Raw genomic sequence first — 25262 nt, forward strand, 5'->3', positions numbered from 1 at the left:
GATAGAGAGGCTATCGACGCGGCGTTTCAACCTCAAGCCGCTGGCGTTTGCCATGCTGAGCATGGCGGCCGGCGGCTGGCTGCCGTTTGCGTTCGGCGACGATCTGCCCCCACCGCCCAGTGCCGTCAGCATGCCGGACACCACGCTGTATCTGGAGCCGGTCGTCAACGGGCGCCAAACCGGCAACGTCGTGCCAGTCAACTATCGCGGCGGCCATTACTACATGACGCCCCAGCAACTGCTCGACGCCGGGCTGCCGGTAGCGGATAAACAGGCGAAAGACATCGCCGTCGATCGGCTGGAGAAGGTGGATGTCAGCTACAGCGGCGAGAGCCAGCAGTTGCTGATCAACGTGCCCAACGACTGGTTGCCGCAGCAAACCATCGGCGCCCATTCACCGCTGCAACGCTTGCCGGCGCAAAGCAGCCTGGGTTTGCTGTTTAACTACGACATCTATGCCAGCCAAAGCAACGGCAATGGCCGACCAGGCTACCTGTCGGCGTGGAGCGAACAGCGGCTGTTCGACGGTTTCGGCGTCATCGCCAACACCGGCATCTACCGCAGCGGGTTTAACGGCGGGCCAAACGACGATGGCGGCCGCTATATTCGATACGACAGCTACTGGCGCTTCAACGATGACCAGCGGATGCTGAGTGTGATCGCCGGTGACCTAACCACCGGCTCGCTCCCCTGGAGCAGCGCCGTGCGCATCGGCGGCTTGCAATTGGCGCGCAATTTCGCGGTACGCCCGGATCTTATCACCTATCCGCTACCGCAATTTTCCGGCCAGGCAGCATTGCCCAGCAGCGTCGATTTATACATCAACAGCTATAAAAACAGCACCACCAACATCAATCCCGGGCCGTTTACCCTCAACAGCGTGCCCTACATTAACGGTGCGGGTCAGGCCACGGTTGTCACCACGGACGCCCTCGGCCGTCAGGTCAGCACTACGGTACCGTTCTACGTGGCCAGCAACCTGCTGCAGACCGGCATGAGCCATTTCAGCGTTTCCACCGGTTTGCTGCGGCGCAACTACGGGTTGAATTCTGCCGATTACGGGCAATGGGTTGGTAGCGCCAGCTTACGTTACGGCGTCACTGATTGGTTAACCCTGGAAGGACGTGCCGAAGGCGCAGCCGAATTGGCGGTCGGCGGCGGCGGCGCCGACATTCGCGTCGGGCAATGGGGGGTTTTCAACGCGTCCTACAGCGTCAGCCAGGCCGGCGACGAAGCGTTTAACGGTGGCCGGCCGATACAATCCCCCACGTATTATGACCCGCTGACCGGCAGGCCGTTGCAACAGCCGGATCCCCAGCCCGTCTATCGCTACACCGGCAACCACGGCGATCAGAGCAGTTTTGGCTACACCTACAGCAACTCACGCTTCAGCCTCAACGCGCAACGTATCCTGCGCAGCGCCGATTTTGGCGACATTTCCGTGTATAAAAGCGACTACCGTCTGAGCCGCCGCACCGATCAATTGACCGGCAGCGTCAGCCTGGGCCGGCTCGGCAGCCTCGGCGCCGGTTATTTTGACGTACGCGACGCCATCGCCCAACGAACTCGCCTGATGAACCTGTCCTACAGTGTGTCGCTTTGGCGCAACAGCAGCCTGTACGCCTCGCTGAACCGGGAAATCGGCAGCAGCGGTTACAGTGCCCAACTGCAGCTCTCCATTCCGTTCGACAGTTGGGGTACCGCCAGCTTCAGCGCCGCGCGCGACAACAACAACCGCTGGAGCGAACGCGTCAGCTACAGCCGCGCCGCGCCGACTGATGGCGGTTTCGGTTGGAATCTGGCCTACGCCAATAACCCGAGCGGCGGCGATTACCGCCAGGCGGATCTGACCTGGCGCACCCGCAGGCTCGAAGCCCGAGCGGGCGTATACGGTACCCGTGATGAAACCAACCACTGGGGAGAAATCAGCGGTTCGCTGGTGGCGATGAACGGCGGCGTGTACGCCACCAACACCATCAACGATGCCTTTGCGCTGGTGTCCACACAAGGATACGCCGACATTCCGGTGAGCTATGAGAACCAGCCGATCGGCAAGACCGATGCCCAGGGCTATTTACTGGTGCCGACCGTCACCTCTTACTACCATGCGAAATTCCAGATTGATCCGCTCAGCCTGCCCGCCGACGTCGCGCTGCCGACGGTGGAAAAAACCGTCGCCATTCGCGATCACAGCGGTTTTCTGGTCGAGTTTCCCATCCAACCCATCTCCGCCGCCGACGTCGAACTGGTTGACGAGCAAGGCAAACCGCTGGCCAACGGCAGCCAGGTGGCGGTGGTTGGCGGCCATCAGCAAAGCTATGTCGGTTGGGATGGCATGACCTATATCGACCCGGTGCAACAACACAATCGCCTGAGCGTGATCCCGGCCGACGGCGGCCCGCCGTGCCAGGCGGAATTCAGTCTGGCGAAGCCTCAGGGCATCCAGCGCGTCGGCCCGGTTGTCTGCCGCTAATTCAACGACGGAGAGTCACTATGTTTCGGGGATTGAAAGCCTTATTGTTAACCCTTTCGCTGCTGCTCTGTCAGCGCGCATTCGCCGACTGCGCCACCACCAACGGCACCGTCACCTTACCGGGGAGCAGCTCTTTCGTGGTCTACAATGGGCAGATCAACGCCCAGGGCACCGCCGGCCTCAACTGCACCGGCCTCGGCCTCAATTTGCTCACGCAAAACACCGTCACGGTCAAGATCGCCTCCACCACCAACAATATGGCGGTTGCCAACACCGACGGTTCCGGCGATAAAATCGCTTACCTGATCTACCCCGACGCCAACTATCAATATCCTTACAGCATCGGCCAAACCATCGACTACAGCTCGCTGAACCTGCTGTCGCTGATCCTGATTTCCTCCAACGTCAACTTTCCGCTGTATATCAAAACCACCGCCGGCGCCAACGTGCGCGCAGGCACCTATACCGACAGCATCAACCTGATCTGGAATTACCATATTTGCGGCCTGGGCGTGCTCGGCCTGTGCGTTTGGTGGGACGGCGTCGACAAACCCAGCACGGTCAGCGTCAGCGTCACCATCACCAAAGACTGCCTGATCGGCACCGCGCCCAACGTCAACTTCGGCAGCATGGCGTTGGTCGGGCAGTTCAATCCTGTCAATCAGAGCATCACCCTGACCTGCACCAAAACCGAGGGATACAACACCTATTTCACCAACGGCAATAACCCGGTCTCCGGTTGGCGACGCATGAAAAGCGGTACCAGCAATTTCATGCAGTACCAGATTTACTTGCCTAATACGACGACCGTTTGGGATAGCACCAACAAACAGAGCGGCGCCGGCACCGGCCTGGCGCAAAGCATCCCGTATAAGGCGGCGGTCAATGCGGCGCAGACGGAAGTGGCGGTCGGCAGCTATCAGGACACGCTCAGTTTTGTGGTGGAGTACTAGGCGTTGTGTTTTGCCGGCGTGGAAATTGTTTCCAAAATGTAATTTTTATGTGGCATTTTTTGCTCATTTGGCTATGCTCTTACCAATGGCCAAACTGGTCTAACCTCCTACCACACCATTGAGCAAGGAGTTCCCATGAGCAAAACCGTCGTAAAAATTGGCAGCTTCGAGGTCGATGACGCGCATCTTCACGCCGGCGCCGACCGCACCGGCACCCTGAGCATTCCCTGCAAGTCCGATCCGGATCTGTGCATGCAGCTGGACGGCTGGGATGAACATACCAGCATCCCGGCCATCCTCGACGGCAAACAGTCGCTGCTGTACAAGCAACACTACGATCGGCAAGCGGACGCCTGGGTGATGCGGCTGGCATGAAAATGCATCAGAACTGCTGACGACGCGCTGTTTTCATCGGAAACAGCGCGTTTTTTTATGCGATGGCGATGCCGCGGCCGGCAAAGAAAGGGGCAAAGCGGCTGAGCGGCAGGTGCACCCGCTCCCGCGTCGCCGGGCTGTCGCCCGAAGGATTGTGGAAGATCACGCTTTGCGCATCGGCGGCGGTGATCAGCACCAGATGCCCGCCCCGCTGCGGCGGCGTACTCTCCGGCCGGCGAATGGAGGGATGCACCGAGGCGATAAAGTAGCGGCATTCATGAAGCAGCGCCGGCACCTCGGCGGCCTCTAGCCCCACCTTCACCTCCGCTTGCAGCGCGAACTGCTCGCGCACATACTCGACGAACGGCGCATAAATCAGCCCCTTTATCCGCTCACCTTCGCGTACATAGGCGCCGTAGGGCAGGCTGCGGCGCGCCAGCTCCAGCAGCGGCGGCGCTTCGCCGTCGCGGTGGCCCAGCACCATTTTCAGGCAGGCCATGCCGCACACGTGGTTGGCCCACTCGACGTACTCTGCCCGATCGCGGGCGCCGCTGCGCGCCCAATTTTCGTCTTGCGCCAGCGTCGCGCGGCCGGCGATCAGATCGGCGGCCAGCTCCGGGCTCGCCCACTGGCACTCGTAGGGAACGGCGCGCATAAGATTAAAATTTGTCGACGACTTTGAAATTCATCAGCACCAGCGTCATGTCCGGCGAGAACAGGTCATACTCTTCGAAGAAGCGCTGCAGCTCTTTGCGCCAGTGCGCCAGCGAGCGATCGCCCTCGCCTTCGGCAAAGGCGTGCGCTTCATCAACCTGATCGTAAGTTTTCATTTCCACCGCGGTCAACTCGACTGCGCAAACCGGCTCACCCTTGCCGTCCACCACCAGGAACAGATCGCCGGCCTGTGGGATCCCTTCGCCGTCCAGGTTAGAACAGGTGGCCGTTTTGGTGCCATTGAGGATCAATTGCACGACTTCATCGGCCTGCTGCTCGGTATCGCCGAACGCCCAGCGCTCAAGGTGCTCGTATTTCTGTGGAATTGCCGTCGCCATGATTATACCTTTAGGAAAAATGCATCAATGCAGACAGGATAGTACAACGTATTGCCGGCCGTCTGCATCCGTCGCAAGCGCGACTGCGCGTTTTGCCAGCGCCACTTTTACGCGTTTTTACCTTTCTTCGCTGTGCCTGCCGCGCTGCCGGGCGCATACTGTGAACATTATTCACCCAATGGCGACTGCCAGGCGGTAACATGCAGCAAAATGACATCGATGCTGACGATACCTTCAGCGATTTACTCAACGGCGTCGCGTTAGTGACGCTTGTCCTCATCACCCTCGCCGGCGGGTGGTATTTCGGCTAAAAGGGGCGCAACGTGGCAACAAAACGCATGGGCAACAAGCTCAGTAAAATGGTCGTGGTGCTGCTGCTGATCTGCCTGGCGTTGCTGCTGTTGCGTTGGGCGGCGATCGCCTTCGGTTAATGCCGCGAGACGACGCCGGCCGAACGCCGGCGCCCTGTTCATCGCCGCCGTGGCGCGGTCGGCTCCAGCAACTCCTGCAAATAGGCCAAACGCGCCTCCCCCTGAAGCAACCAGCGGCGACACAGCCAATGCTGCGTTTCACCCGTGCGGCTCAGGCGGTAGTACTCCGCCAAGGTTTCGACCCAGTTCATGATGTTTTCTCCTGCTTTTCGACACCGTCAGTATTGAGCGTAAAAACCAGAAGAAATACTGATGGCTTGTTTTTTATGCTTCCTGTTTTAGGCGGCGGGTAGCGAAGCCGCAGTTCAGCTGTTACATTGGGCAAAAATCAACCCACCGAGGTGTAGACCATGACGTTCTCGGAACAGGAGATTAAACCCGTATGGGATGAGGTCGCACGCCTGATCGGCGACGGCGTGATGCAGCTGCGCCATCGCGGTGAAGCGCTGTCGGTGGAAACGCTGGAAAAACATCTGGCGCGGCAGTTGGCGGACAGCAACGATATCGAACGGCGCATCCTACTCGGCGCCGCCATCAACATGCTGAAAGGCGGAAAATGAATCGCCAACCGAAAAGGTTGGCGATTCGACAGAAGCCCGAGGTATGCAAGCCCGGCCTTCTGCGCGCTACTATGTCACGCTAATATGACGTAATTAATAGGAATTGTCGGGTTTTTGCCCAAAACGCCCTATTTTTGTTGCCTGCATTACGCCAACACGAAATCGCCGGCATCCAGCGGCTGCCCCACCACTTTCACCAGGAAGTCGTTGCCGTCAAAGGCGCCGCCCAGGTTGATCGCCACATCGCTGACGTGATTTTGCTCATCGTAGCTCAGCTTCGCCTCGCCCGCCTTGCCGCTGAACTGATCGACGAAGCGGATGCCGTCGGCGCTGCCGGTGTTGAACAGCGTCAGATCGATCTTGTCCTCGCCGCGCACGAAGTCGCGGATCCAATCCGGCGCCGCCGCCGTCGACTCATCCGCCGCAAAGTAGACGAAGGTGTCCTTGCCGGCACCGCCCCACAGCTGATCCGCCCCTTTGCCGCCGTACAGCACGTCATCGCCCGCGCCGCCCTTGAGCACGTTATCGGCGGCGTTCCCGACCAGCACATCGTTACCCGACCCGCCGATGGCATTTTCAATCGTCACGCCTGCGGCGATAGACACATTGCCTTTCAGGCCACCAACGTCCGAGAACGCCTTTTCATTCAGGTTGATGCGCTGATTTTGACCGAAGCCGGAGAAGTCGAAGGTGTCGTTGCCGCCGGCATCCCAAGCGGTGAAAATTATCTTGTCCTGCGCGCCGGTGGCGGTGAGGAAGTCGCGATCGGTGTTGGAATTGAATCCGTAAACCGTATCGCCGGTGCGGGTGTTCATGTTGGCACCGTAGAAATGCTGGATCGCCGTGATGTCGTTGAGCAACGGCCCGGAAGAGTACGCGCCTTTAAAGTCCTGCCCGGTGTTACTTTCGCTGAAATAGCTCATCAGGCTGTGCGCGCGGCTGTCCTCAAAGTAGGTCGCGTCTTTAGCGTAGGTGATGCTGACGCCCGGCGCGGCGTTATAGTCGCCCGGATGCTGCAACCCCAGCGCATGGCCGATTTCATGGGTGAAGGTCTGGCGACCGTACTCGTTCTCATGGATCTGGTTGTTGACGAAGGTATGGTTCTTGGCGTTATACCAGGTTTGCCCGGCGACCGAAGGCGAGGTGTCCGGGTTATACGCAAAGGCATAGGAGCCGCGCGAGCTGTAGTCGAACAGGCCGAATTTGATGTTGGCAGCGGCGGTGTTGCTGGTTTCGGTGAAGGTGATGTTAGCCACGTCTGACCATGACTGCAGCGACAGTTTAGCCTGCTCGCGCTGTTCGGCGTTAAAGCTGCTGAAGCCGCTGATGCCCATGCTCGACATGTTGCCCGGCGCCTTTTCCCAGAAGCTGTAGGTCAGAGAGACCGGCGTGTCGGTCACGCCCTTGTCGTGCCAACTGCGATCGCCGCGCACCAGCTCCAGGCCGGCGTTTTCGAACGTTTTCGACGGATGAAGCACGGTAATGGTGTCGTCTTCATCGGGTTTATAAGCGCCCAACAGGGCTAATACGCCTTCGGCCTTAACGGAAGCATTGCTTGATGACATAACCTTATCTCCATATTCGTCAATTCAATCGGGGGGATGCCCCAACTGGCGGATTGCCTGAACGGCAGCGGCCCGGTGTTGAATCAATACGGGGATATCGGTAATGCGGTGGCGCCTTCCCTCGGCACTCTGAATGAGAACGATAATCCCTTAAGAGAAAAGAATAGACACATTTTCGTCGAGTACAGAATTTTCTCAGATAAAGTCCGACTATGCATTTGCGCCATACGAATGATTTTCAAGATAATCATCAGCATTATCACGATGAGCGGAAAAAACGCATAAAAAAACCGGGGCAATCCAACCCCGGTTATCCATAAGAAACTCTGGACTCAGACTAACCAACCGAGTAGCAGCGTCGCGCCAATGACCGTGGAAGCGCCGCCAATGCGCGTGGCGATTTGGGCGAATGGCATCAGCCCCATACGGTTCGACGCCGACAGGATCGCCACATCGCCGGTGCCGCCCAGGCCACTGTGACAACAGGTGACGATTGCCGCCTCCACCGGGAACATCTTCAGGTAAGGCGCAATCAGGAAACTGACCAGCCCCATCGACAGCACCACCGAGCCGCAGACCACCACATAACCGACCGAGAACACTGCCACCACGCTTTCCAGCGGCACGTACAGCATGCCCAGACCGATCATCAGCGGCCACACCAGCGCCGTGGAGACGAACTTGTAGAAACTGTGCGCGCCGGTTTCCATCGAGGCCGGGATCACCCGGCAGTACTTGCACAGCACCGCGAACAGGATCATCAGCACCGGGCCGGGAATATGCACGATGTGTTCGAACAGGCCGCCGACGATAAAGAAGGCGCAGATCACCAGCAGCCCGCCGCCCATCAGTTGGAAATCGACGTTGCCGCTTTGCTCCTTGATGGCGAACATCGCGTTCTCCTGCGCCGAACGGATCAGCATGCCGTCGCCGCTCAGCGCCTTGCGTTGCATGCCGATACGCGCCAACACCCCGGCGGTCACGATGGCGAAGATGTTACCCAGCACCGCCGCCGGCGCCAGCTGCGCGACGTAGACGTCCGGCGTCGAGCCCAGGATCGCCGAATAGGCCAGCGACAGCGGTAAAATCCCCTCGCCGATGCCGCCACCGATGATTGGCACGATGATGAAGAAGAAGGTGTGATAGAAGGTAAAGCCGAACAGCTTGCCCACCAGCAGCCCGGTGATCACCGCCGTGATCGTACCCACCACCAGCGGCACGAACATGCGAATCATCCCCTGGATCAGGATCACCCGGTTCATGCCGAGAATGCTGCCGACCACCAGACTGGCGATGACGAAATAAAGCAGGTTGGCGTCTTTCATCAGCAGATGGACCGTGCCCATAACGTTGGGCTGGAAGACATTGAAATAGACCAGCACCGAGGGCACCATCAAACACAGAATGGCCGGCCCGCCGATATCGCGCAGCACGGGAATGCTTTTTCCCAACTGAGCCAGCGCAAAGCCCAGCGTCATTATCACTGCCAGGCCGCCGATCATATTTTTCGGCAGGAAGTTGGCATAGGCGGAAATCGCCACGATGGCGCAAATCGTGATAAACAACGCGATCGGTACCGCGCCGATATCTATTTGACGAAGTTGATTAATTAATCCTGAGGATTCGGACGATGCCGTATTTTTATCACAGGCCAGTTCTGCATTTATCTGTTTCATTATTCACCCTGCTGACAAGCGTACAGTACGGTTAGATTCACCTGGCGCAACATCCCGCCATTGCCAAGCAAAAACAAATGATTACGAAAAATCCTATTGTGGATTTCGCTTTTTCTAATAAGAAATAAAACAGTAGACAGCCCTGAAGATATGATAAAAAATAAAAATGCAAAACTAAATTACACCGACGGAATTCAATATTGTGACCCTCCGCCAAGGTTGGTTTTAATTAATTATCGTCAGCATTTTGTAATTAAAGTAAGCAGGTTTAAATTCGCTGCTATGCTATAGGAGGGCGAAAAAGCCCCCTGTTTTATTAATAAAGAACCGGAAACGCAGTAGCTGAATCCGGTCAGCTTGATCCGAACCTTAATCCTGCGCGCGGCACCGCTCGGGAAAGAGGCATAATATGACTCATAAGGAAGTAGAATATGTCTTCACGCGCTGTTACCCCACAAACTCTCGCTCGCTACGGCATCCATCAGGCCGCCGATATCGTCTATAACCCCAGCTATGAATTGCTGTTCGCCGAAGAGACCCGCGCCGACCTGCCGCCGCTGGAACGCGGCACCCTCACCCAACTGGGTGCGGTCAACGTCGCGACCGGTGAGTTCACCGGCCGTTCGCCGAAGGACAAATACATCGTGCGCGACGACACCACGCGCGATACCGTCTGGTGGTCGGACAACGGCACCGGCAAGAACGACAACCAGCCGCTCTCGCCGGAAGTCTGGCAGCATCTGAAGACGCTGGTGGGCAACCAGCTCTCCGGCAAGCGTTTGTTCGTGGTGGACGCGTTCTGCGGCGCCAACGCCGACACGCGCCTGAAAGTGCGCTTCATTACCGAGGTGGCCTGGCAGGCGCACTTCGTGAAAAACATGTTTATTCGCCCGAGCGACGCCGAACTGGCGGACTTCGAGCCGGACTTCGTGGTAATGAACGGCGCCAAATGCACCAACCCGGACTGGCAGCAGCAAGGGCTGCATTCGGAGAACTTCGTCGCCTTCAACCTGACGGAACGCATGCAGCTGATCGGCGGCACCTGGTACGGCGGCGAAATGAAAAAAGGCCTGTTCTCGATCATGAACTACCTGCTGCCGCTGAAGGGCATCGCCTCGATGCACTGCTCGGCCAACGTCGGCGAGCAAGGCGACGTGGCGGTGTTCTTCGGGCTGTCCGGCACCGGCAAAACCACCCTCTCCACCGATCCGAAACGCCAGCTTATCGGCGATGACGAGCACGGCTGGGACGACGACGGCGTGTTCAACTTCGAAGGCGGCTGCTACGCCAAGACCATCAAGCTGTCGCCGCAGGCGGAGCCGGAAATCTATCAGGCGATCCGCCGCGATGCGCTGCTGGAAAACGTCACCGTGCGGGCCGACGGCAGCATCGACTTCGACGACGCCAGCAAAACCGAGAACACCCGCGTCTCCTATCCGATTTATCATATCGAGAACATCGTCAAACCGGTGTCCAAAGCCGGCCATGCGCGCAAGATCATCTTCCTGACCGCCGACGCCTTCGGCGTGCTGCCGCCGGTGTCGCGCCTGACGCCTGAGCAAACCCAGTACCACTTCCTGTCCGGCTTCACCGCCAAGCTGGCCGGCACCGAGCGCGGCATCACCGCCCCGACGCCGACCTTCTCCGCCTGCTTCGGCGCCGCTTTCCTGACGCTGCACCCGACGCAGTACGCCGAAGTGCTGGTGAAACGCATGGAGGCCGCCGGCGCCCAGGCTTACCTGGTCAACACCGGCTGGAACGGCAGCGGCAAGCGTATCTCGATCAAAGATACGCGCGGCATCATCGACGCCATTTTGAATGGCGACATTGAACAGGCCGACACCTTCACGCTGCCGATCTTCGGGCTGGCAGTGCCGACAGCGCTGCCGGGCGTCGATCCGTCGATCCTCGATCCGCGCAAAACCTACGCCGACGAATCGCTGTGGCAGGAGAAAGCGCAGGATCTGGCGCAGCGCTTTATCGATAACTTCGCCAAATATACCGTCACCCAGGCGGGCGAAAAGCTGGTGAACGCCGGGCCGAAGCTGTAACGCAGACGTTTTGCATCCTGCTGTTTAAGGGCCGAACTTTCGGCCCTTTCTTGTTTTCATCCTTCCGCCAGCAAACCCGGCATCACCAGCGCCACCGCCGCCGCGATGCGCTCGTCGATCGCGCTGCCGGGCGGCAACAGCCCCAGCGTCATCTGCCGCAGCGGTTCGGCGATGGCCATCGCCAACAGCAGATCGCTGGTTTGCGCCCAGTCACGCTCACGCAGCCACCCGCACTGCTGCTGGCGCCGCAGCCAGTTCGCCACCGTCGCCCGTCCGCGCAGAATGCCGTTGCGCTGATAGCTGTCCAGCAGCGCCTCGCGCCCCGGAAACTCGCTTTGCAGCAGCCGAAACATCCCCACCGCTTCGGCGCTCAATACCTGCTGCGCCACCGCCTTCAGCCCTTTTTCCAACAGCGGCGCCACCGCCTCCCACCGCCCGGCATCCTGGGCGAAGGCCGGCTGAAACGCCTCGGTCCAGCCGCTCACCGCCTGCGCCACCAGTTCGTCGCGATTGGCCGCAAAGCGATACAGGGTTTTTTTAGCCACCCCGGCGCGTTTCGCCACCGCATCCACCGTTGCCGCGGCATAGCCGCCGTCGAGCAGCAACGCCAGCGTCGCCTGCGCCAGCGCGGCGCGCAGCGCCGTTTCCGGCGTGGCCGGCCGGCCGCGAGCACGCAGCGGTTCTTCATTCGGGTTCGCCATATTTATTCCTCACAAGCATTGACAGACTCAGCATAGCGGCATAACTTTATTTTGGAAACACAATTCGTTTCCAAAATAAAACAGGAACCCATTATGACACATCCTTCCTTGCTGGCGCCCTGGGGCGTTAACGATATCAACGAGTTGCTCAAACCTGAACCGCTGCGGCTGGAGATGGGGCTGAGTCGCAGCGCCGACGGTTTGCTGACCGTCGCGGTCCGTACCGATCTGCACGGCTGCAAGGGGCGCATGCTGGACTGGTGGTTCACCTTCTTTGAGAACACGCAGCACATCAACTGGTGGCACCCGCACGATCACGTCGAACATCGCGGCTGGGACCGCCATTGGAAAAAAGGGGAAAGCTACGTCGGCGCCAGCATCGAAGCGGTCGAATGGCTGGCGGAGCTGCCGCCGGTCGCGGCGCGCCTCAAATTCCACGCCGCCGAGGACTTCTTCGCGCCGCAGCCGCTGCGCCAGGCGCGTGATGCGCAGGCGCTCTCCGCCGCCGTGTGTGCGCGCATCGGCTTCGGCGATCAGGTGGCGTTGGATGACAACGGCGATCCCTGCGACGGCGAGATGCTGCATCTGGCGCGCGATACGCCGTACGGGTGCGTGCTACGCAGCCGTTTCCTGCTGGGTAAAGCCTGCGCCAACGCCCACGACGAACTCTCGGACGACATCGGGTTTAACCTGATGCGCCACTGCTACAACGAGTTCAGCTATCTGGCACAGTTCCTGCCGTCGCTGTACTATGCCGAAAACGGCCGCGAGCCGGCGCCGTTACTCTGGTAAGCCACCGGCGGGGCCTGTTATTTTTTCGCGATGACGGAGAACTCATGGAAAATCCAGGCTATAGCGGCGGCTGCCTGTGCGGACATATTCGCTTTCAGGTGCACGGCCTGCCCGGTAACCCACACAGCTGTTCCTGCGAATTTTGCCGGCGCCACTCCGGTGCACCGACGCTCTGCTGGGTCGAATTTCCGCGTCAGGCCGTCGAGTGGAACGGCCCGGGCGGCATGCCCACGCTCTACCGCTCTTCCCCCTATTCCAGCCGCGCCTTTTGCCCGCGCTGCGGCAGCACGCTGGGGGCGATCGACGACGAGCCGACGGTGGCGTTGAGCACCGGCAGCTTCGATCGGGCCGATCTGCCGGAGCTGCGCCCGGTCTCGCACGCGTTCGCCGATGTTTGCCCCGAATGGTGGCATATCGACGGCATGCGCTGAGCGCCTCACAGTTCCCGCTGAAATCAATTGATTGTTTTGTCGTATAAATTTAGAACTGACGAACAATAATTCAAATGTATGGGAACGGGGATGAATCAACAGACTCTCGACGCGCGCCGTTCGCGTCAAGCGTTGCTGGCCGGCTCGGTTGGCAACTTTATCGAATGGTATGAGTTCGGGGTGTACGGGTTCCTGGCTACCGTCATCGCCGCCAATTTTTTCACGCTGCAGGGTGAAAATGAAGTCACCAGCCTGATCCTCACCTACGCCGCCTTCGCGCTGGCGTTTTTCTGCCGGCCGATCGGCGCGGTGATCTTCGGTCGCATCGGCGATCGCATCGGCCGTCGCCCGACGCTGATTGCGGTTCTGTTGTTGATGACGCTGGCCACCGCACTGATCGGCGTCATGCCGACCTATGCCTCGATCGGCGTCGCCGCCCCGCTGCTGCTGACGCTGCTGCGCATGTTTCAGGGGCTGTTCGCCGGCGGCGAATTCGGCGGCGCCGTATCACTGATGACCGAATTCGCCCCGAAGGGCAAACGCGGGCTGTTCGGCGCCTGGCAATCGTTGACCGTCGCGCTCGGCCTGCTGGCCGGGGCCGGGCTGGTGGCGCTGCTGGCCGCGCTGCTCAGCGTGCAGCAGCTGCATGACTGGGGCTGGCGCATTCCCTTCCTGCTGGCGCTGCCGATGGGCGCTGTGGCGCTGTGGCTGCGGCTCAAGCTCGAAGAGACGCCCACGTTTACCCAGGCGCAACAGGCCGCGGAACACAGCGCCGCACCGCAGGAGGCGAGCTTGGGCGGCGTGGCGAAAACCATATTGATCGGCATCGGCCGCATGATGGGCTGGTCGGCCGCCGGCTATACCTTCCTGGTGGTGATGCCTTCCTATTTGCAAACCTCGTTGCACGCCACCTTCCAGCAGGCGCTGGTGGCGACGGTGCTGGCCAACGTCGGCTTCGCCCTGACCATTCTGCCGGCGGGCATCATCAGCGACAAACTGGGGCGTAAAACGGTGATGCTGACGGCGGTGGCGGCGGTGATCCTGTTCACCTTCCCGCTGCTGCACCTGTTGCAGGATGCGCAGAGTTCACTGTGGGCCAAAGGGCTGGCAGTGATGGTCGCCGGCGCCGTAGTCGGCCTGCTGGCCGGCCCCGGCCCGGCGATGCTGGCGGAGATGTTCCCGACCCGGGTGCGCTATACCGGTTTGGGGCTGGCTTACTCGCTGTCCAATGCGGTGTTTTCCGGCTCGGCCGGGCTGATTATCACCGGCCTCATCAAACAGACCGGTAATATCGACATTCCCGCCTACTACGTGGTCGCCACCTCGGTGGTCAGCCTGTTTGCGCTGATGACGCTGCGCCGCGACGATCATCTGCGCTCACTTAACGAACGTTAATCCTCCGGGGGCACATCGCCCCCTTGCCAACTCGTGACCTCGATCACAAGGCACAAATGTTAACGTTAACTTTTGTGATTAACATCTCATGCGTGATATCTGGCCGCTTCATCCCTTCGCGAGTTAACGTTAACAATAGAGCTAACTTCACTCACCGGGGCCCTACCCATGAACCGCGAAACTAAAAAATATTACGTGCTGCTCAGCGGCCTGCTGTTCTTCTTTTTCTTCACCTGGTCTTCCAGCTTTTCGCTGATCTCGCTGTGGCTGAATCAGAAGATCGGCCTGAAAGGCGCCGAGACCGGCCTGATCTTCTCCGCTATCTCGTTGGTGGCGCTGTGCGCCCAGCCGCTGTACGGGTTTATTCAGGATAAACTTGGGCTGCGCAAACACCTGCTGCAGTTTCTCGGCGTGATGCTGCTGCTGACCGGCCCGTTCTTTATCTACGTTTACGCCCCGCTGCTGGCGAGCAGCCTGCCGCTCGGCGCTTTGGTCGGCGGGGTGTTCATCGGCGCGACCTTCTTCGCCGGTATCGGCGCGCTGGAATCTTATACCGAGCGAGTCAGCCGCATCAGCGGTTTCGAATTCGGCCGCGCCCGCATGTGGGGCTCGCTCGGCTGGGCCAGCGCCACCTTTGTGGCCGGTTTTATCTTCAATATCAATCCGAACATCAATTTCTGGCTGGCCTCCGCCGCCGCCGTGGTGTTCCTGGTGCTGCTCAGCCAGGTACGCGAGCTGAAGCCGAACGCCATGGCCGGCCTGGCGTTCGGCAAACCGGAAAACCTGCGGCTGCAGGACGCGCTGGCGCTGCTGCGCATGCCCGGCTTCTGGGCACTGGTGGTGTTTGTGCTGGGGATCAGCGTATACAACGTTTTCGATCAGCAATTTTCGGTCTACTTCGCTTCACAGTTCGCTTCTCGCGCACAGGGCAACGAGATGTACGGTTTTCTCAACTCGCTGCAGGTCTTCCTCGAGGCCGGCGGCATGTTCCTGGCGCCGCTGCTGGTGAACCGCATCGGCGCCAAACAGGGGCTGTTGCTGGCCGGTGGCGTGATGGCGCTGCGCATGTTCGGTTCCGGCTTAGTCAGCGGCGCCCTGATGATCTCCGCCATGAAACTGCTGCACGCCGTAGAATTGCCAATCCTGCTGATCGCTATCTTCAAATACATCGCGAGCCGCTTTGACAGCCGACTCTCCTCCACACTGTACCTGGTAGGCTTCCAGTTCATCACCCAGGTGATGGCCAGCTTCCTGTCGCCGCTGGCGGGCTACGGTTATGACCGCATCGGCTTTGCCGACACCTATCTGCTGATGGGCTGCGCGGTCGCCGCCACGACGCTTGTCTCCTGTTTCCTGCTGCGCGGCGAACGTTCCGCCAGCGTAGCCCCCTTTCAATCCGCCATTAAATCAAGTGAGTCTGTCCAATGAACACTGCCTTAGCTCAAGCCGACCATGCGGTCGAAGCCCTGCGTGCAGAGCGCCGAGACGATTACTACCCGCAGTTCCATCTCGCGCCGCCCGCCGGCTGGATCAACGATCCCAACGGCCTGATCTGTATTGACGGCGTCTATCATGCCTTCTTCCAGCATCACCCCTATAGCGAACACTGGGGCCCCATGCACTGGGGGCACGCGACCAGCCGCGACCTGATACGCTGGCAGCATCAGCCCATCGCCCTGGCACCCGATGCGCCCTATGACAAAGACGGTTGCTTTTCCGGCTGCGCCGTAGATGACAACGGTGTGCTGACGCTGATTTACACCGGCCACGTGTGGCTGGGCGAATCCGGTGACGACAGCCAGGTGCGGGAAGTGCAATGTCTGGCCACCAGCGAAGACGGCATACGCTTCATCAAACACGGGCCGGTACTGGCCCCGCCGGACGGCATTCAGCATTTTCGCGATCCGAAAGTCTGGTGCGAAAACGGCGAATGGTGGCTGGTGGTCGGCGCCAAAGAAAACGGCCTGGGCCAGGTGCGCCTGTACCGCTCTGCCGACCTGCGCGCCTGGCGCTTCGATCGGGTGCTGGCCGGCGCGCAAACGGCGCATCAGGGTTATATGTGGGAATGCCCGGATTTCTTCCCGCTGGGGGAGCAACACCTGCTGCTGTTTTCGCCGCAGGGGGTGGCGGCGCAGGGCTACCGCTATCGCAATCGCTTCCAGAGCGGCTATCTGCTCGGCCACTGGCGGCCGGACGGCGACTTTACGGTGACCCAGCCCTTCTGTGAGCTGGATGCCGGCCACGATTTCTATGCGCCGCAAACCTTCACCGCCGCCGACGGCCGTCGGCTGCTGTTTGCCTGGATGGATATGTGGGAATCCCCAATGCCCAGCAAAGCGCATCGCTGGGCCGGCGCCCTCACCCTGCCGCGCGAACTGACGCTGGCCGCCGACGGCAGCGTCCGCATGAACCCGGCGCGTGAACTGGCGGCGCTGCGCCGAGAGCCACACACGTTTTTGGCGCAGACGCTGACCAATCAGCATCTGCCGCTGACGAACGACGTGCAGGAACTCACCCTGACGTTGAGGCCGGCCGACAACGACGCCGAGCGTTACGGGCTGGCTATCGGGAGTGCGGCGCGCCTGTTTGTCGACAATCAGGCGCACCGACTGGTGCTGGAGCGTTTTCATGAAAACCCCGCCCTGTGCACCTGCCGCAGTGTGCCGCTGCCGGAGGGTGACATCCTGTCGCTGCGGATCTTTATCGATCGCTCATCGCTGGAAATCTTCGTGAATCAGGGAGAGGCCTGCCTGACCAGCCGCTTCTATCCGACGGCGGGCGATCGCCGTCTCCGCCTGTTCGCCGAAGGCGGCCGGGCGCAGTTCGAGCCCATCACGGGATGGCAGTTGGCGAGCATCTGGGGGTAATGGGAATGAGCGCCGGGCGCGCAGCGGCGCGCCCGGTGTGGCTACAGCGAACCACGCTCCAACAGCGGGCAAGGCACTTTCACCGTATCACGCTGTTCCCGCCGCTCAATCACATGCAGCGCCGCAAGGCGGCCCAACTCGTAATGCGGCAGCTGCACCGTCGTCAATGCCGGCAGGAACAGCTCACCGGTGCCGACCATATTGTCGTAGCCCAGCACCGCCACCTGCTGCGGTATCCGCCATCCTTGCGCCAGCAATACCTGATACACCAGAAACGCTATCCGATCGTTTCCGCACACCACGACATCGCAATCGCGCCGTTCTGCTGAGAAATGCCGCTCCAGCAACGCGACGCAGTCGCGATAGCTTTGATCGCCGGCGCTCAGATCGAGATGATACTGCCGCAGCTGTTCAACATCGCGCCCCGCTTCGCGCCAGGCGCGTTCCAGACCGCGGCGGCGCAGCCCCGCCGCCAGCGTATCCGCCGGTAAATGAATGCACAATGGCGCGCGATAGCCTTTGGCGATCAGCGTGCGCGTGGCGTCATACTGCCCTTGCTCATCATCAGGAATGTAGCTGGCGATCGCATGCGCCGGGCTGACGCAGTTGGCCAGCACCAGCTTTTTGTCCAGCAGTTTGGCCGGTAGCGTCACCTCACGCAGCCCCATCGTGGTGAATATCACCCCATCCGGTCGATGCGCCAACAGCAGATCGACGGTCTGTTCGGCGTTGTCGTCGGCAAACAGGTTGACGACGAAGCTGTTCCAGCCGCGCTCACGCGCGGTTTTTTCAATCGACAGGATCATTTCCACCGAGAACGGCGTCGTGGCGGTGTCCAGCGCCAGCACGCCGAGCGTCTGCACGCGATTTCCGTCACCGCGAATACGCCGCGCCGACAGATCCGGCACGTAGTCTAACTGGTCGATCGCCTGTTTGACGCGGTGATAGGTTTCCGGCCGCAGCTTGCCGGGTTCATTGATGGCGCGGGACACCGTCATCAACGAGACTCCGGCAAGTTTTGCGACGTCTTTCAGCGAAGCCATGCGCCCTTCTTTATGATTAATGGGGAAAAGTGAATAATCCCATAACCGGGCGCAGGACTCTACTCTGCGTTAGCAGGCTGTGATGTTCGCCCACAGGATCGCGCCGTCGGCCGTCAGCGGCGCCACTTCGCCGCCCGCCGCCCTCCACCAGACACCCTCGCGCGCCCGCAGTTCTCCGCCCTCCGGCAGCGACCAAACGCCGCTCAGCACATACAGCACGCCCGCCCGGTTGGGTGACAGGGTGACGGGCACCGTGCTGCGCAGCACCTCGGCCGCCTGCCGGCCGCGGCGTGTCATGATGTTGAAATCCTGACTGGCGCCGCCCAGCAACGTCGCTTCCAGCGCCACGTCGCCGGAAAAGGCGAACGGCTCCCCGATACGCGCCAACTGATGGTCGATATGCCCGGCGCTGAACAGCCGCACGCCGTCGCCTTCCAGCAACGTTATCGAGCGATCGATGCCCGCAAAGGCGGAAAACGGCCCGTCCTGCGCGATGGTGGCGATACTGGCGCGCCAGTCGAAATCCGGCTCGCCCGGCGGCCAGCTGACGATTTCACGGGTTTCCCCACCGCCTTTGCGCCACGGGCTGACCGGCAGCGCGGCGAAGTTAAAACGGGTCAGGCTCATTACGCCTCCTGCTGAAAGGTTTTCAGCACCTGCAGGAACTCTGCGCTGCTCTGCTGTTGCAGCGCGTGCCGCCCCTGCTCGATCACCTGCCGGCCACCGACGAACACGTCGCGAATTTGCTCCTTGCCGCCGGCGAACAGCCAGCGATTGAGGATCGAGGCGTCCGGCGCCGCCGCCAAATACGGATCGTCGCCGTCCAGCACCAGCCAGTCGGCGCGATAGCCGCTCTGCAACCGGCCGATCGGCGCGCCGCACGCCTGCGCGCCACCCTGTAGCGCCTGCAGGTACAGCACATCGCCCACCGCCGACTGTTCCGGTGTCGTCAGGCGATTGCGACGCTGATCGCGCAGCCGCTGGCCGTATTCAAACCAGCGCAGCTCTTCCACCACGTTGAGCGAAACGTGGCTGTCGGAACCGATGCCCCAGCGCCCCTGCTGCTGCAGGTAAGCGTCGCCAGGGAAAATGCCGTCGCCGAGGTTGGCTTCAGTGGTCAGGCACAGGCCGGCCACCGCGCGGCTGCGCGCCAGCGCTTCCAGCTCGTCGCGATCCAGATGGGTGGCGTGCACCAGACACCAGCGCTGATCTACCGGCAGGTGGTCATACAGCCAGGCCACCGGGCGCTGTCCGCTCCACGCCAGACAGTCGTTCACCTCTTTTTGCTGCTCGGCGATATGAATATGCACCGGCAAGGTGCGATCCGACGCGGCCAAAATCTGCTGCATCTGCCCCAGCTCCACCGCACGCAGCGAGTGGAAGCACAGCCCCTGGTTCTGCAACGGGCGATCCGCCAGCTGACGGGCAATCACCTGCTGCTGATGCAGATAGCTTTCGGTGTCCTGGATAAAACGTTTCTGCCCCGGCTGGGCCGCCTGGGCGCCGAAACCGGCGTAGCTGTAAAGCACCGGCAGCATCGTCATGCCGATGCCGGCCTGATGCGCGGCCGCGCTGAGGCGGCCGGTCATCTCGCCGCGATCGGCGTAAGGCTTGCCGTCGGCGTCGTGATGCAGGTAGTGGAATTCGGCCACCTGGGTGTATCCGCCCTTGAGCATTTCGATATACAGTTGACGGGCGACTACCTCCACCTGCTCCGGCGTCAGGCGCTGCACCAGGCGGTACATCAGATCGCGCCAGGTCCAGAAGCTGTCCTGCGGATTACCCGCCACTTCCGCCAGCCCGGCCATCGCGCGCTGGAAAGCGTGGGAGTGCAGGTTCGGCATGCCCGGCACCGCGTCGCCGTGCAGCCGGATGCAGCCTTGCGGCTCAGCGTTGGCGGTAACTTGAGTCAGATAACCTTGCGCATCGACGTCCAGCCGGACGTTATGCGCCCAGCCCTCAGGGAGCAAAGCGCGTGGGGCAAAATAAGCAGGCATGGCAGTATTCCACGGTTGATGTAACGGCGAATGAGGCGCGGCGATGGCGCGCATTCAGGAATTTTTGGCGGTCGCCGGCAAGTTTCTGGCGCGACGGCCACTAGTTGTATATACATATACATACGCCGACATCAACAGTAAACTGGTGTTATTATTTTTTTATTTGACGAGGTTAACGTCGTGGCTGAACAACAGACCGTGTTACAACTGGCGGCTGCAATGAGCGATGCCCCCGCCCCGATCTACCAACGGGTCAAACAGGCGATCGTGAATCAAATTCGTGCGGGACATTGGCAACCGCACCAGCGCGTGCCCTCCGAAAGTGAACTGGTGGCGGAACTGGGCGTCAGCCGCATGACCATCAACCGCGCGTTGCGCGAGCTGACCAGCGAAGGTTTTTTGATCCGCATGCAGGGCGTCGGCACCTTCGTCGCCGAAGCCAAGGCACATACCGCGCTGCTGGAAGTGCACAACATCGCCGATGAGATCGCCGCGCGCGGTCATCGCCACAGCAGCAAGATCCTCGAGCTGAAGGCCCGCCCGGCCAGCGAGGAAGAGGCGACGGCGCTGGGCATTCAACCCGGCCAACGGCTGTTCTACTCGCAGATCGTGCATTACGAAAATGACGTGCCGGTGCAGGTGGAAGACCGCTGCGTCAACCCGCTGGTGGCGCCGGATTACCTGAAGCAGGATTTCGACCGCGTCACGCCTTACACCTATCTGACGCAGGCCGCGCCGCTGACCGCCGGCGAACACATCGTCGAAGCGGTGATCCCCACCCGGCGCGAAAGCGAGCTGCTGCAGCTGGAAGACCACGAACCCGGCCTGCTGATCCACCGCCGCACCTGGTCCGGCAAAACCGTGGTGACCTCGGCCAGGCTGCTGTACCCCGGCAGCCGTTATCAACTGTTCGGCCGCTTCACCAGCGAAGTCTGATCCCCGGCGGGCGCGCCCTGCGCCCGCATCTCCGCTGTCGATCACATCCTGATAACAAAATCTCTCCCGCCTCTTGTGACATCCCGGTGAATGCGTTAGGTTGTTTTTAATTGTATATACAACCATGTGGGAGCTGCGGCTCCGGCGGAGGAAAGCAATGACGTCTGAGATTCACTGTGACAGCCTGTGGCACGGCGCCGATATCGTCACCATGCGCGACGGCAACTATCACACCCTGACCGACGGCGCGATCGCCGTACGCGACGGCAAGATCGTCTGGATTGGCGAACATGCGGCGCTGCCGCCCGGCCTGATCGCGGACGAAACGGTGAAATTCAACGGCGGCATCATCACCCCCGGCTTTGTTGACTGCCACACTCACCTGGTGTTCGGCGGCAACCGCAGCGGCGAGTTCGAACAGCGGCTGAACGGCGTGAGCTATGCCGACATCGCCGCGCAGGGCGGCGGCATTATCTCCACCGTGAAAGCCACCCGCGAGGCCGACGAAGCGCTGCTGCTGGAGCAGGCGCTGTTCCGCCTGCGTCCGCTGCTGGCGGAAGGCGTCACCTGCGTGGAGATCAAATCCGGCTATGGCCTCAGCCCGGAAAGCGAGCTGAAAATGCTGCGGGTGGCGCGCAAGTTGGGCGAGCTGCTGCCGGTCGAGGTGAAAACCACCTGTCTGGCGGCCCATGCGCTGCCGCCGGAATACGCAAACCGCGCCGACGACTACATCAATCTGGTCTGCGATACCATCATCCCTCAGGCCGCCGCCGCTGGCCTGGCGGATGCGGTTGACGCCTTCTGCGAACACCTGGCGTTCTCACCGGCGCAGGTGGAGCGAGTCTTCGCCGCCGCCGAAGCCGCCGGTTTGCCTGTCAAACTGCACGCCGAGCAACTCTCCGCCCTCGGCGGCAGCACGCTGGCGGCGCGCCATCACGCGCTCTCCGCCGACCATCTCGAATACGCCACCGAGCAAGATGCCCGCGCCATGGGCGACGCCGGCACCGTGGCGGTGCTGCTGCCGGGCGCCTACTACCTGCTGCGCGAAACCCAGTGCCCGCCGGTAGAGCTGTTCCGCAAGCACCACGTGGCGATGGCGATCGCCAGCGACGCCAACCCTGGCACGTCGCCGGCGCTGTCGCTGCGTCTGATGATCAACATGGCCTGCACGCTGTTCCGCCTGACGCCGGAAGAAGCGCTGGCGGGCGTTACCACCCACGCTGCCAAAGCGCTGGGGCTGCAACACAGCCACGGCACGCTGGAAACCGGCAAGGTGGCGGACTTTGTTCACTGGCCGCTGTCGCGGCCGGCGGAACTGGCTTATTGGTTGGGCGGCCAGCTGCCCTGTACGGTGATTTTCCGAGGAGAAGTACGTCAATGACCATTCGCGATCCTTTTAGCTTCCAGACCGGCAGCCTGCCGCTGCTGATCAGCATCCCACACGCCGGCACACAACTGACGCCGGCGGTCGAGGCCGGGTTGACCGACGATGCCCGCCCTCTGCCCGATACCGACTGGCATATCCCGCAGCTGTACGACTTCGCCCGAGCGATGGGCGCCAGCGTACTGGTCGGCAACTATTCGCGCTTCGTCATCGACCTGAATCGCCCGGCGGACGACAAGCCGCTGTACACCACCGCCACCACCGGTCTGTATCCCGATGTGCTGTTCGACGGCCGCCCAAGCTTCCTGCCGGGCAAAGCGCCGACGGACGAAGAACGCGCCGGCTATCTGCAGCAAATTTGGCAACCTTATCATCAGCAGCTGCAGGACGAGTTGGCACGCCTCAAAGCGCGGCACGGCTATGCGCTGCTGTTCGACGCGCACTCCATCGCCTCGGTGATCCCGCGGCTGTTCGACGGCAAACTGCCGGATCTCAACCTCGGCACCAACGGCGGTGAAAGCTGCGCCCAGGCGCTGAGCGATCGGCTGGTCGCCTGCTGCGAGCAGCAACAGCAGTACACCCACGTGCTGAACGGCCGCTTCAAGGGCGGTTACATCACCCGCGCCTACGGCCAACCGCAGCAGCAACAGCATGCGATCCAGCTCGAGCTGGCGCAGGTCAACTACATGTCCGAACAGTATCCTTTCGCGTTCGAACCGCAGCGCGCCGCCTCGCTGCAGCGCCTGCTCAAGCAGATGATTGAAGGCCTGTTGGACAGCGCCGCCAGACTGAACTGATCCCCTTTACAGGCGCCGCCGGGCGCCTGTTCCTCTCCCTGTCCTTAACCGTAACGTCAGCCGCAATCTGCGCGCTATATCAAAGTTTCGCGTGATTCCCTACTGACTGGTCTAAACAGCGCACAAAACAGCGGCCGACGAAAAACGCGCTGCGCCACAATCAGCCGAAAAGCCCGCGCTCATCGTCAGCGCCGGGCGGCGTGTGGCCGAGCTGGCCCGTTTCGAACCATCACTCTGGAGGCCCTATGTCTGTAACACCGTTAAACTGGCGCGCTGCCGGCGCTCTCGCCGAACAATTGCTGGCCGGCTGGCAACGGCGTGGCGAACCCGGCGGCGCCATCACCCTGTTTGACGCCGAACAACTCCGCGCCACCGCCAGTGCCGGCTTGGCCGATCTGGCGCAGAATACCCCCTTCACCGCAGACAGCGTGGTGCGCTACGCCTCAGTGACCAAGCACATCTTCGCCGCGTTGGCGCTGAACGCCACCGATCGCGCCATTCGACTCGAACAACGCCTGGGCGAACTGCTGCCCACCCTGCAGCCCGCGTTGGCGGACGTTACCGTCGGCCAGGCGCTGGACATGACCGGCGGTCTGCCTGACGTGCGCGAGACGCTCGGTCTGCTGGGCATATCGCTGCATGCCGTCAGCGAGGCGCAACCGGTGATGCAGTTTGTCGAGGGGCTGGAAAGATTGAACTATGAAGCCGGCAGCGAGATCGCCTACAGCAATACCGGCTATCGGCTGCTGGAGGCCGCGCTGCGCAGCAAAGGGTATGATTTCGACCAACTGGTGCAACAGCACATTGCCCGGCCGCTGCAGGTGCAGATGCAAGCGCCGGAAAGCTGGTTCGACGTGGTGCCAGGGTTGGTGCCGGGTTACTGGCGTGCGGCGCGGGGCTGGCAACACGCCAGCGCCGGTCTGCACCTTTCCGCCTCCGGCAGCCTGACCGGCAGCCTCAACGCCCTCACCCGCTGGCTGCAAACGCTGCTGGCCGACCAGGGCCCCGGCCAGGGCGTGCTGGCGCAACTCGGCGCACCGCGCCGCCTCAATCAGGGTCAGCTCAGCGCCTATGGACTGGGGCTGGCGCAGACGCCGCTAGGCCGCCGCCGCTTGCTCGGCCACGGTGGTTCCCACGCCGGTTACAAAACCTATTTCCTGCTGGCGCCCGATCGCCAGGTCGGCGTTGCGCTGGTGGCCAACCGCGAAGACTGCGACAGTTTCGGGATGGCTTTGCAGGTGATGGCAGCGCTGCTGGGCGAACCTTTGCCGCAGCGCAGCACGGCGATCCCCGACGGTCTCTACGCCACGCTGGCGGAGCCGCACTGGCTGGAGGTCAAAGACGGCAACCTGGCCTATCTGGGCAGCGATGAACCGCTGTATCAGGGCGAAGACGGCTACGCGGTGTCGCTGTCCGCCCATATGCCAATCAAATTGAAGTGGACCGGCGAAGCGGTCGAGGGTGAAGTCGGGCATGTGGCGCGCCGTTTCCTGCCGGTCACGGCCAACGGCGACTGCCTGAAGCATGTGCAGGGGTTGTGGTATCACCCGCACTATCGCACCGCCTTTGAAATTCGCGGCAATCGGGTGCATATTGGCGTCGGCCCGGCGGCGCAGACCGGCACGCTCAGCCCGCTCGGCCAGGGCCGCATGCTGGTGGAGTGCCAGGACGGCCCATGGTTGAAACGCTTTTGCCTCTATTTCCGCGGTTACAACGTGGATCTCATCGCCAACCGCAGCCGGATGCTGACCTTCCGCCGCAGCACCGTCGGCCGCGACTGACG

General features: G+C 61.4%; 24 protein-coding genes. 15 read left to right on the plus strand and 9 right to left on the minus strand.

From position 1 onward, the window contains the following. Nucleotides 1-52 precede the first annotated feature (52 nt). The 3 genes from ACJ8HA_RS07265 to ACJ8HA_RS07275 all read left to right on the plus strand — a co-directional run bounded on the left by ACJ8HA_RS07265 (nt 53) and on the right by ACJ8HA_RS07275 (nt 3801). Nucleotides 53-2473, plus strand: a complete 2421-nt coding sequence (locus ACJ8HA_RS07265) for a fimbria/pilus outer membrane usher protein (RefSeq protein WP_442515364.1) — start codon at nt 53-55, stop codon at nt 2471-2473. A gap of 20 nt (nt 2474-2493) precedes the next feature. Beyond that, entirely contained in the window at nt 2494-3426 is a 933-nt protein-coding gene (locus ACJ8HA_RS07270; protein ID WP_025302579.1) for a Csu type fimbrial protein, read from the plus strand. Nucleotides 3427-3561: 135 nt separating this feature from the next. Further along, entirely contained in the window at nt 3562-3801 is a 240-nt protein-coding gene (locus ACJ8HA_RS07275; protein ID WP_025302578.1) for a DUF1480 family protein, read from the plus strand. A gap of 55 nt (nt 3802-3856) precedes the next feature. On the opposite strand, the gene ACJ8HA_RS07280 is transcribed toward ACJ8HA_RS07275, so the two are convergent. Next, nucleotides 3857-4456 carry a C39 family peptidase gene (locus tag ACJ8HA_RS07280; RefSeq protein WP_025302577.1) on the minus strand — a complete coding sequence of 200 codons (600 nt, stop codon included), beginning with the start codon at nt 4454-4456 and terminating at the stop codon, nt 3857-3859. A gap of 4 nt (nt 4457-4460) precedes the next feature. Then, nucleotides 4461-4853, minus strand: coding sequence for an ASCH domain-containing protein (locus ACJ8HA_RS07285; protein ID WP_004931522.1), 393 nt, complete (start codon nt 4851-4853; stop codon nt 4461-4463). A gap of 338 nt (nt 4854-5191) precedes the next feature. Between ACJ8HA_RS07285 and yniD the strand changes: the two genes are divergently transcribed. Beyond that, nucleotides 5192-5284, plus strand: coding sequence for a small membrane protein YniD (gene yniD / locus ACJ8HA_RS07290; RefSeq protein ID WP_016928013.1), 93 nt, complete (start codon nt 5192-5194; stop codon nt 5282-5284). 38 nt (nt 5285-5322) lie between these two features. Here yniD and ACJ8HA_RS07295 read toward each other — a convergent pair whose 3' ends face one another. Next, a complete protein-coding gene (locus tag ACJ8HA_RS07295) occupies nt 5323-5475 on the minus strand; it encodes a hypothetical protein (RefSeq protein ID WP_162837925.1) in 153 nt (50 codons plus the stop codon). Nucleotides 5476-5634: 159 nt separating this feature from the next. On the opposite strand from ACJ8HA_RS07295, the gene ACJ8HA_RS07300 reads away from it, so the two are divergent. Further along, entirely contained in the window at nt 5635-5844 is a 210-nt protein-coding gene (locus tag ACJ8HA_RS07300) for a hypothetical protein (RefSeq protein WP_004931526.1), read from the plus strand. Between the two features lie 146 nt (nt 5845-5990). Here ACJ8HA_RS07300 and ACJ8HA_RS07305 read toward each other — a convergent pair whose 3' ends face one another. Beyond that, nucleotides 5991-7409, minus strand: a complete 1419-nt coding sequence (locus ACJ8HA_RS07305; RefSeq protein WP_025302576.1) for a serralysin family metalloprotease — start codon at nt 7407-7409, stop codon at nt 5991-5993. Nucleotides 7410-7741: 332 nt separating this feature from the next. Next, nucleotides 7742-9085, minus strand: a complete 1344-nt coding sequence (locus tag ACJ8HA_RS07310) for a 2-hydroxycarboxylate transporter family protein (RefSeq protein WP_016928018.1) — start codon at nt 9083-9085, stop codon at nt 7742-7744. A gap of 431 nt (nt 9086-9516) precedes the next feature. Here ACJ8HA_RS07310 and pckA point away from each other — a divergent pair, with 431 nt between their 5' ends. Then, nucleotides 9517-11136: a phosphoenolpyruvate carboxykinase (ATP) gene (gene pckA / locus ACJ8HA_RS07315; RefSeq protein WP_197828382.1), complete on the plus strand. Its 1620-nt coding sequence runs from the start codon at nt 9517-9519 to the stop codon at nt 11134-11136. 56 nt (nt 11137-11192) lie between these two features. On the opposite strand, the gene ACJ8HA_RS07320 is transcribed toward pckA, so the two are convergent. Beyond that, a complete protein-coding gene (locus ACJ8HA_RS07320) occupies nt 11193-11837 on the minus strand; it encodes a TetR/AcrR family transcriptional regulator (protein WP_099782280.1) in 645 nt (214 codons plus the stop codon). Between the two features lie 93 nt (nt 11838-11930). Here ACJ8HA_RS07320 and ACJ8HA_RS07325 point away from each other — a divergent pair, with 93 nt between their 5' ends. From ACJ8HA_RS07325 to ACJ8HA_RS07345, 5 genes are all read left to right on the plus strand, one after another. Further along, nucleotides 11931-12629, plus strand: a complete 699-nt coding sequence (locus ACJ8HA_RS07325; protein ID WP_025302572.1) for a DAPG hydrolase family protein — start codon at nt 11931-11933, stop codon at nt 12627-12629. 44 nt (nt 12630-12673) lie between these two features. Continuing rightward, complete coding sequence (locus ACJ8HA_RS07330) at nt 12674-13060, plus strand: GFA family protein (protein ID WP_025302571.1); 387 nt, start codon at nt 12674-12676, stop codon at nt 13058-13060. Between the two features lie 90 nt (nt 13061-13150). Then, nucleotides 13151-14455, plus strand: a complete 1305-nt coding sequence (locus ACJ8HA_RS07335) for an MFS transporter (RefSeq protein WP_025302570.1) — start codon at nt 13151-13153, stop codon at nt 14453-14455. A gap of 168 nt (nt 14456-14623) precedes the next feature. Beyond that, the gene (locus ACJ8HA_RS07340; RefSeq protein ID WP_025302569.1) at nt 14624-15883 is read left to right on the plus strand and encodes an MFS transporter; all 1260 of its coding nucleotides are present in this window, start codon (nt 14624-14626) and stop codon (nt 15881-15883) included. Then, nucleotides 15880-17322, plus strand: coding sequence for a sucrose-6-phosphate hydrolase (locus tag ACJ8HA_RS07345; RefSeq protein ID WP_197828379.1), 1443 nt, complete (start codon nt 15880-15882; stop codon nt 17320-17322). The genes ACJ8HA_RS07340 and ACJ8HA_RS07345 overlap by 4 nt, the downstream gene beginning before the upstream one ends. Nucleotides 17323-17363: 41 nt before the next feature. Here the strand turns inward: ACJ8HA_RS07345 and ACJ8HA_RS07350 are convergent, their stop codons facing one another. From ACJ8HA_RS07350 to ACJ8HA_RS07360, 3 genes are all read right to left on the minus strand, one after another. Next, complete coding sequence (locus tag ACJ8HA_RS07350) at nt 17364-18365, minus strand: LacI family DNA-binding transcriptional regulator (RefSeq protein WP_060432927.1); 1002 nt, start codon at nt 18363-18365, stop codon at nt 17364-17366. Nucleotides 18366-18434: 69 nt separating this feature from the next. Further along, nucleotides 18435-18992, minus strand: coding sequence for a HutD/Ves family protein (locus ACJ8HA_RS07355; protein ID WP_442515275.1), 558 nt, complete (start codon nt 18990-18992; stop codon nt 18435-18437). Beyond that, nucleotides 18992-20362, minus strand: coding sequence for a formimidoylglutamate deiminase (locus tag ACJ8HA_RS07360; protein ID WP_262237219.1), 1371 nt, complete (start codon nt 20360-20362; stop codon nt 18992-18994). The genes ACJ8HA_RS07355 and ACJ8HA_RS07360 overlap by 1 nt, the downstream gene beginning before the upstream one ends. Before the next feature lie 180 nt (nt 20363-20542). On the opposite strand from ACJ8HA_RS07360, the gene hutC reads away from it, so the two are divergent. The 4 genes from hutC (at nt 20543) to ACJ8HA_RS07380 (ending at nt 25260) form a co-directional block, all read left to right on the plus strand. After that, entirely contained in the window at nt 20543-21298 is a 756-nt protein-coding gene (gene hutC / locus ACJ8HA_RS07365; protein ID WP_025302564.1) for a histidine utilization repressor, read from the plus strand. Nucleotides 21299-21455: 157 nt separating this feature from the next. Beyond that, nucleotides 21456-22679: an imidazolonepropionase gene (hutI, locus tag ACJ8HA_RS07370; RefSeq protein WP_043141410.1), complete on the plus strand. Its 1224-nt coding sequence runs from the start codon at nt 21456-21458 to the stop codon at nt 22677-22679. Then, a complete protein-coding gene (gene hutG / locus ACJ8HA_RS07375; protein ID WP_025302562.1) occupies nt 22676-23479 on the plus strand; it encodes an N-formylglutamate deformylase in 804 nt (267 codons plus the stop codon). Before hutI ends, hutG begins: the two co-directional genes overlap by 4 nt. 245 nt (nt 23480-23724) lie before the next feature. Then, a complete protein-coding gene (locus ACJ8HA_RS07380) occupies nt 23725-25260 on the plus strand; it encodes a serine hydrolase domain-containing protein (RefSeq protein ID WP_049204075.1) in 1536 nt (511 codons plus the stop codon). Nucleotides 25261-25262: the final 2 nt, after the last annotated feature.

This window comes from Serratia sp. CY33802, from assembly GCF_052169095.1.
Lineage (GTDB): Bacteria > Pseudomonadota > Gammaproteobacteria > Enterobacterales > Enterobacteriaceae > Serratia > Serratia bockelmannii.

What these genes read in the sequence shown, in the direction of transcription:
- ACJ8HA_RS07265 (WP_442515364.1), top strand. Translation starts at nt 53, where the DNA reads ATGCTGAGCATGGCGGCCGGCGGCTGGCTGCCGTTTGCGTTCGGCGAC.
- ACJ8HA_RS07270 (WP_025302579.1), top strand. Translation starts at nt 2,494, where the DNA reads ATGTTTCGGGGATTGAAAGCCTTATTGTTAACCCTTTCGCTGCTGCTC.
- ACJ8HA_RS07275 (WP_025302578.1), top strand. Translation starts at nt 3,562, where the DNA reads ATGAGCAAAACCGTCGTAAAAATTGGCAGCTTCGAGGTCGATGACGCG.
- ACJ8HA_RS07280 (WP_025302577.1), bottom strand. Translation starts at nt 4,456, where the DNA reads ATGCGCGCCGTTCCCTACGAGTGCCAGTGGGCGAGCCCGGAGCTGGCC.
- ACJ8HA_RS07285 (WP_004931522.1), bottom strand. Translation starts at nt 4,853, where the DNA reads ATGGCGACGGCAATTCCACAGAAATACGAGCACCTTGAGCGCTGGGCG.
- yniD (WP_016928013.1), top strand. Translation starts at nt 5,192, where the DNA reads ATGGGCAACAAGCTCAGTAAAATGGTCGTGGTGCTGCTGCTGATCTGC.
- ACJ8HA_RS07295 (WP_162837925.1), bottom strand. Translation starts at nt 5,475, where the DNA reads ATGAACTGGGTCGAAACCTTGGCGGAGTACTACCGCCTGAGCCGCACG.
- ACJ8HA_RS07300 (WP_004931526.1), top strand. Translation starts at nt 5,635, where the DNA reads ATGACGTTCTCGGAACAGGAGATTAAACCCGTATGGGATGAGGTCGCA.
- ACJ8HA_RS07305 (WP_025302576.1), bottom strand. Translation starts at nt 7,409, where the DNA reads ATGTCATCAAGCAATGCTTCCGTTAAGGCCGAAGGCGTATTAGCCCTG.
- ACJ8HA_RS07310 (WP_016928018.1), bottom strand. Translation starts at nt 9,085, where the DNA reads ATGAAACAGATAAATGCAGAACTGGCCTGTGATAAAAATACGGCATCG.
- pckA (WP_197828382.1), top strand. Translation starts at nt 9,517, where the DNA reads ATGTCTTCACGCGCTGTTACCCCACAAACTCTCGCTCGCTACGGCATC.
- ACJ8HA_RS07320 (WP_099782280.1), bottom strand. Translation starts at nt 11,837, where the DNA reads ATGGCGAACCCGAATGAAGAACCGCTGCGTGCTCGCGGCCGGCCGGCC.
- ACJ8HA_RS07325 (WP_025302572.1), top strand. Translation starts at nt 11,931, where the DNA reads ATGACACATCCTTCCTTGCTGGCGCCCTGGGGCGTTAACGATATCAAC.
- ACJ8HA_RS07330 (WP_025302571.1), top strand. Translation starts at nt 12,674, where the DNA reads ATGGAAAATCCAGGCTATAGCGGCGGCTGCCTGTGCGGACATATTCGC.
- ACJ8HA_RS07335 (WP_025302570.1), top strand. Translation starts at nt 13,151, where the DNA reads ATGAATCAACAGACTCTCGACGCGCGCCGTTCGCGTCAAGCGTTGCTG.
- ACJ8HA_RS07340 (WP_025302569.1), top strand. Translation starts at nt 14,624, where the DNA reads ATGAACCGCGAAACTAAAAAATATTACGTGCTGCTCAGCGGCCTGCTG.
- ACJ8HA_RS07345 (WP_197828379.1), top strand. Translation starts at nt 15,880, where the DNA reads ATGAACACTGCCTTAGCTCAAGCCGACCATGCGGTCGAAGCCCTGCGT.
- ACJ8HA_RS07350 (WP_060432927.1), bottom strand. Translation starts at nt 18,365, where the DNA reads ATGGCTTCGCTGAAAGACGTCGCAAAACTTGCCGGAGTCTCGTTGATG.
- ACJ8HA_RS07355 (WP_442515275.1), bottom strand. Translation starts at nt 18,992, where the DNA reads ATGAGCCTGACCCGTTTTAACTTCGCCGCGCTGCCGGTCAGCCCGTGG.
- ACJ8HA_RS07360 (WP_262237219.1), bottom strand. Translation starts at nt 20,362, where the DNA reads ATGCCTGCTTATTTTGCCCCACGCGCTTTGCTCCCTGAGGGCTGGGCG.
- hutI (WP_043141410.1), top strand. Translation starts at nt 21,456, where the DNA reads ATGACGTCTGAGATTCACTGTGACAGCCTGTGGCACGGCGCCGATATC.
- hutG (WP_025302562.1), top strand. Translation starts at nt 22,676, where the DNA reads ATGACCATTCGCGATCCTTTTAGCTTCCAGACCGGCAGCCTGCCGCTG.
- ACJ8HA_RS07380 (WP_049204075.1), top strand. Translation starts at nt 23,725, where the DNA reads ATGTCTGTAACACCGTTAAACTGGCGCGCTGCCGGCGCTCTCGCCGAA.